This is a genomic window from Thiohalocapsa sp. (genome assembly GCF_019695415.1).
Taxonomy (GTDB): Bacteria; Pseudomonadota; Gammaproteobacteria; order Chromatiales; family Chromatiaceae; genus Thiohalocapsa.
In genome coordinates this window covers 1-4948 of sequence record NZ_JAIFKJ010000640.1, presented here as the reverse complement: position 1 = coordinate 4948, position 4948 = coordinate 1, and the positions used below count along the sequence as shown (strand labels likewise).

Genomic DNA, 4948 nt, shown 5'->3' with positions numbered 1-4948 from the left:
CTTCCTCGAACCTCGCCCCTCGAAACGCGCGACTCTCCGCTATAGATCGAGCCACGCCATCAGTGCTGCCAGCACCCGCCTGCCCTTTTCGGCATCGCTGGCGAAGGGAGCCCGGCTCAGCTCGATCATGACCCAGGGCAGCTCGGCGGCATGGGCACGGACGATGTAGCCGCCGCTGAAGGGGCGGTTCAGGGTCACCTCGCCGCTGAAGTAACGCTGGAAGCACTCCACCAAAGCCTCTGCCCAGTGTCTCGGGCAGGCGCCATCACCGTCGCCGATGCAGACCTCGGGCCGTGGCTTGCCGGTGTCCGGGCCGACCGGCGGACCTTGTGCGGCCATGGTGTGGCAGTCCACCCCGAGGACGACACCGCTGCCCGCGAGCGCGCTGAGCTTGCGGTGATAAGGCCGGTGCCAGCGCGCCAGCAGGGTCTCGACGGTGGCGGGCTTCAAGGGTGTGCGATAGATCGGCTCGTCCCAGCAGGTGTGGGTCTTCACGACGCCGTCCTTGCGCAGATCATCTTCGGCGCGGTTTAAGTCCACAAAGGCCCGGGCGATATCCGTGGTGACGAAATGGGCCACCTGGTCCCGCAGCACGGCATAAATGGCTGCGGCGCCCTCATCGCCGTCGCGGGCGATCTGCGCTGTCGTCAGCAGGCTCTGCCGGGCCACAGGCTCGGGCACCGCGAGCCCGGCATGGGGTACGGAGATCAACAGCGGCAGCCTGCTCATCTTGGGTTCATCCAGTGCACCGCTCAATCCGCCGGGCCCGCGGCGGAACCGTCGCGGCGCGGGTCGGCAACGCCGATGCACTCGCCGTCTTCGCGCAGGACCAGCTGCACGCAGCCGAGGTAGAAGCTGTAGGGGTCCCGCGGGTCGATCTCGAAGCCGTGACGGGCCAGCTCCCGCGGAATGTCGTCGCGCATCCGCGAGGCCTCCAGCGCCACCTTGCCCGTGAGACTGCAGTGCAGCCGCGGCGCCTCCACGGCATCCAGCGGCGCGGCGCCGCGCTCCAAGCGCAGCAGCACCTGCAGAATGGCAGAGACGATGCGCTCGGAGCCAGGCGAGCCGATGGCGAGCCAAGGCCGGTGGCCGCGAAAGACGATCGTGGGCGCCACCGAGGCCCAGGGCACGGCGTTGGGCCTCAGGTAATAGGGGTGGGCGATGTCCTGATACTCGAAGGCGCTCATGTAGTTGTTATAAATGAAGCCCAGCTCCGGACTCGCGGTGAAGGAGCCGTAGACCCGCTCGATGGACTGAGTCAGGGCCACCACGTTGCCGACACCGTCCATGACCGACAGATGCGTGGTTTCGCCGCTATGCAAGCGTGGTCGCCGGGCGATGCTGCCGCCCTCCCCCTTCAGCAGCCGGGCCTTGATGCGCCGGGCCACGCGCTTGGCATAGCCCAGATGCGTAATGTCCTCGCCCAGCTCCAGCTCCTGGGCGAAGAGCGCCGGGTCCTCCGGGCGGTCGGCGCGGTCCAGGTTGGCGCGGCGGATCACGTGCGCCAGCAGGAGCGCGCCGCGGGGGCTGTCAGGATCCCGCGCCGCCGCCGGGAACTGCTCCAGCAGGTTCAGTGCCTCGATGAGCGTGCGCCCGGCACCGGGCGGTGGGAAGGTGAACACGCGCTTGTGGCCGAAGTGCGTGGCGAGCGGCCGGCGCTCCGTCGGCCAGGGGATCTGTGCGAGGTCATCGTCGCGCACCAGGCCGCCGTGGGCCCCCATGTCGGCATGGTGGGCCGCCGGAGTCCGCCCTTGGTAGAAATCTTCAATGCCGTGAGCAGCCAGGCGCCGCAGCGTCGCCGCCAGCGTCGGCTGCCGGAAACGGGCGCCGATGGCATGCGGCGTCTTGCCGTCTTTTAGGAAAAAGGCCCCGGCGGAATGGTTCTTGAGATGCTTGAGCTCTCGGCGGGTCAGGTGGTGCTGAAGCGGCGAGATGCGGTAGCCCTCCTCTGCCAGGCGAATCGCCGGAGCGAGCACGTCCGCGAGGGTCTGGGTGCCGTAATGCTTCAGGGCATAGGCGAGCACCGCCGGCGTGCTCGGCACCGTCGTGGCCCGGTGCCCGCGCAGGCGCGCTGCCCGCTCGAGCTCGCCGGGCGGGGTGCGATTGGGCGCCCGGGTAGCCCCATCCAGGCAAAACTTGCGGCCCTCCTCTGCCAGGTGCAGCAGCAACATGGTCTGACCACCTAGGCCGCACGCCGCGGGCTCCACCACACAGAGCGCAAAGGCCGCCGCAACGGCTGCGTCCACGGCGTTGCCGCCGGCGGCAAGCATGTCGGCGCCGGCCTCGCTTGCATGGTAGTGCTGCGTGGACACCATCCCGCGGCGCGAGACGCCGACGCGCTGCGGGTGCACCACCCGGCGATCGCCCGGGTCCGGCGGCGGTGGACCTTCCGGCTCGATCGCCGTTGTGCGACTGGCCATGTCTGCGCTCAGCCGTCCAGCAGGCACTGCATGAGCAGCAAGGTGCGCTGCACCAGGCTCATGCGAGAGACCGCCTCGTCACTGGTGTAGAGGTCGCTTGCCACCGGCCCCAAACCGCAGACCACGGGCACGCGGTCCGGCACCAGTCCAGCGGCGGACGGCCAGAGTGACGAGTCTGTTGCGACCGGAATGTCCCACTCGGCCGCGATGTCCTTCAGCCGTTGCACCAGCGGCGCGTTGACCTTGCGCTCCGGCATGGGTGGCCGATCCGAGACCATCACCAAGTCCCAGTGCACACCGCCGCCGCGTAGGATGCCGCGCATGGCCCGGTCCAGCGCCTCCACTTGGACCTGATCCGGATACGACACCTGCAGTCCAATGCGCGCCCGGTGCGGCAAGCGCATGGGGAAGGCGTCCGTGGCGATATCCGACACGGACACGGCGATCCGTGCCTTGCGGTCGGTGAGGCCGGTGAGCTCGTCGAGCTTGCGATACAGCACCCGCATCACCTCGGCACTGCGCCCGGCCTGGCCGAGCCTGATCGCCTTGCCCTCCACGCGCAGCCGGTAGCGGCGCTGCCCGCGGCGGGAGGTGATGATGCGATCCCCGGCGTTGCCTGGGTTCAGCACCAGTACCCGGCCTGCCTCGGCGCAGGCGCGGCGCAGGAAGTCCGAGCTCTCTTCGCAGTCCCGCCCCTCGTCGGCATAGATCGCGACGCCGAGCTTGGTGCGATTCAGCCGGCGTACGTGACGGACTGCCCGCAGCGCCATCTCCAGCATCGCCAGCGACGCCCGTGAGGAGCCGACGCCCTCGCCGTAGAGCCATTCCGGGTCGCGATGGAAGTGCTCCATGCCGAGCTGCGGGTTTACTGGGACGTCCAGGTGGCCCACCACGAGCGTCCCGCCGGCGAGCCCCGCAGGGCTCTCCCAGGTCCAGATGTCGCGGTCGTCCGTAAATTCGCGCACCAGACGCAGCCCAATGTCTGTCATCTGCTCCGACAGGCGCTGAGCGGCGAGCCGGATGCCGACAGGGTCATCCGAGCGGCTGCCGACCCCCGTCCACTCCTCCAGCAGCTTTTCCAGCCGGTCGCGGCGCTCGGTGAGAAAGGCGAAGGCGGCGTGCTTGGGGTGCGAGCGCCGCCGGCCCCGGTCCGGCGGGTTGGGCGTGCCAAAGTAGCGCGCCCCGGCCCCCTCCACCCAACGCACCCCCAGGGCGTCGAAATCGAGCCCCACGGCCTCGGCCCCCGCGCCACAGGACCCGTGCCCCCCCACACCCGGCACCCCGTTTCTTCCCACGCCCAACCGGTTGCCCCCACCCACCCCCCGCATATCTACGCGGGCGCAGTCGTAGCAGCCGAGCACGTGGAAGGCTTGCAAGGCCGTGGTCTTGGCCTTCTCCGCCAGCACCGGCTCGATATCCGCCGGACATTGAACGCGCACCTCGCGCCCGGAGGTATGCTTCTTGTCCTCCATGGTGTAGATCTGCGGCCCTCCCTCGCCAAAGATCAGCTCCGCGGGCGGAAAGGCCTCCAGGTTTGCGCCGTTTCCGAGCAGGCCGACGTTGACCTCGCGGCCCGCGATGTAGCGCTCGGCGAGCACCGGCTGGTCGAACTGCTCGAAGATGACACCGGCCGCGTCGCGCAGCTCCGCCTCGTTGTTGACGATGCGGATGCCGAAGGAGACGGCCTCATTCTTCGGCTTGACGATGAGCGGAAAGGCCAGCTCGGGCAGCTCGAACCCGGGGGCGTCCAGCACCGCGAACTCCGGCGTCGGCACGCCGCGCTGCGCGAAGAGCATCTTGGCGACCACCTTATCCAGCGCCAGCGAGTGCGCGAGCGGCCCGGAGCCCACATAGGGCACGCCGACCATTTCCAGGATGCCCGGTACATGCGTATAGCGGGCCTGCCCCTGAATGCCATAAGACAGGTTGAAGGCCATGCCCGGGCGCTCGCCCTTCAGCGCCCGCGGCATGAATTCCTCCAGATTGTCGATGAGGTCCTTGTCACCCTCCAGCGCGATGGCCTGGTGACCGGCCTTCTTCAGCGCATTGACGATGCGGTTGATGGCCTTGATGCCGTATTTCTCGCGGTTCGGCTGACCGAAGAGATTGATGACTTTCTGCGACTCTCGGTTGTAGATGACGGCGACCTTCATGGGGCCTCGCGGTTGGGTGGGTGGCGCGCCCGCGAACGGAACGCTTGCGCGCGAGCATACACCCTCGCCCGGCGAGGTACAGGCGCCGGCAAATCCGGGTTTGGCAGGGGACGGCGTGCTGCGCGGGCCAGGCAGTTCGCCAAGCGCGACCTGATGGCACAGAGCACCGGTTAGGCGTGACACCGCGGGCGCGGTGTCACGAGATGGAGCGGTGGATCAGTTGGCGCTGCTCCCCGCCGCCGGCTCCTCAGCGAGCTTGGCCGCGGGCGCCGGCTCGGCCGCGGCCGCGGCTGCCTGCTGGTCGGGCTGGTGGGCACCGGCCCGCAGGGGTTGGCCCGGCCCCGGCCCCCACGCGCAACTCTCTTCGCCCATGGG

3 protein-coding genes are annotated in these 4948 nt (G+C 69.2%); all 3 read right to left on the bottom strand.

Going from position 1 to position 4948, the window contains the following annotated elements; all coding sequences use genetic code 11:
• Positions 1-39 precede the first annotated feature (39 nt).
• The 3 genes from I6U14_RS17480 to I6U14_RS17470 are packed head-to-tail and all read right to left on the bottom strand — an operon-like array spanning position 40 to position 4573.
• A complete protein-coding gene (locus I6U14_RS17480) occupies positions 40-729 on the bottom strand; it encodes an N-formylglutamate amidohydrolase (protein WP_296901070.1) in 690 nt (229 codons plus the stop codon).
• A gap of 23 nt (positions 730-752) precedes the next feature.
• The gene (locus tag I6U14_RS17475; RefSeq protein ID WP_296901068.1) at positions 753-2420 is read right to left on the bottom strand and encodes a gamma-glutamyltransferase family protein; all 1668 of its coding nucleotides are present in this window, start codon (positions 2418-2420) and stop codon (positions 753-755) included.
• An 8-nt stretch (positions 2421-2428) separates the two neighbouring features.
• Positions 2429-4573 (bottom strand): hypothetical protein, encoded by a 2145-nt coding sequence (locus I6U14_RS17470; protein WP_296901066.1) that lies wholly within the window; start codon positions 4571-4573, stop codon positions 2429-2431.
• Positions 4574-4948 lie beyond the last annotated feature (375 nt).

Coding starts and splice junctions, on each gene's coding strand:
- I6U14_RS17470 (WP_296901066.1), bottom strand. CDS start 4,573: ATGAAGGTCGCCGTCATCTACAACCGAGAGTCGCAGAAAGTCATCAAT.
- I6U14_RS17475 (WP_296901068.1), bottom strand. CDS start 2,420: ATGGCCAGTCGCACAACGGCGATCGAGCCGGAAGGTCCACCGCCGCCG.
- I6U14_RS17480 (WP_296901070.1), bottom strand. CDS start 729: ATGAGCAGGCTGCCGCTGTTGATCTCCGTACCCCATGCCGGGCTCGCG.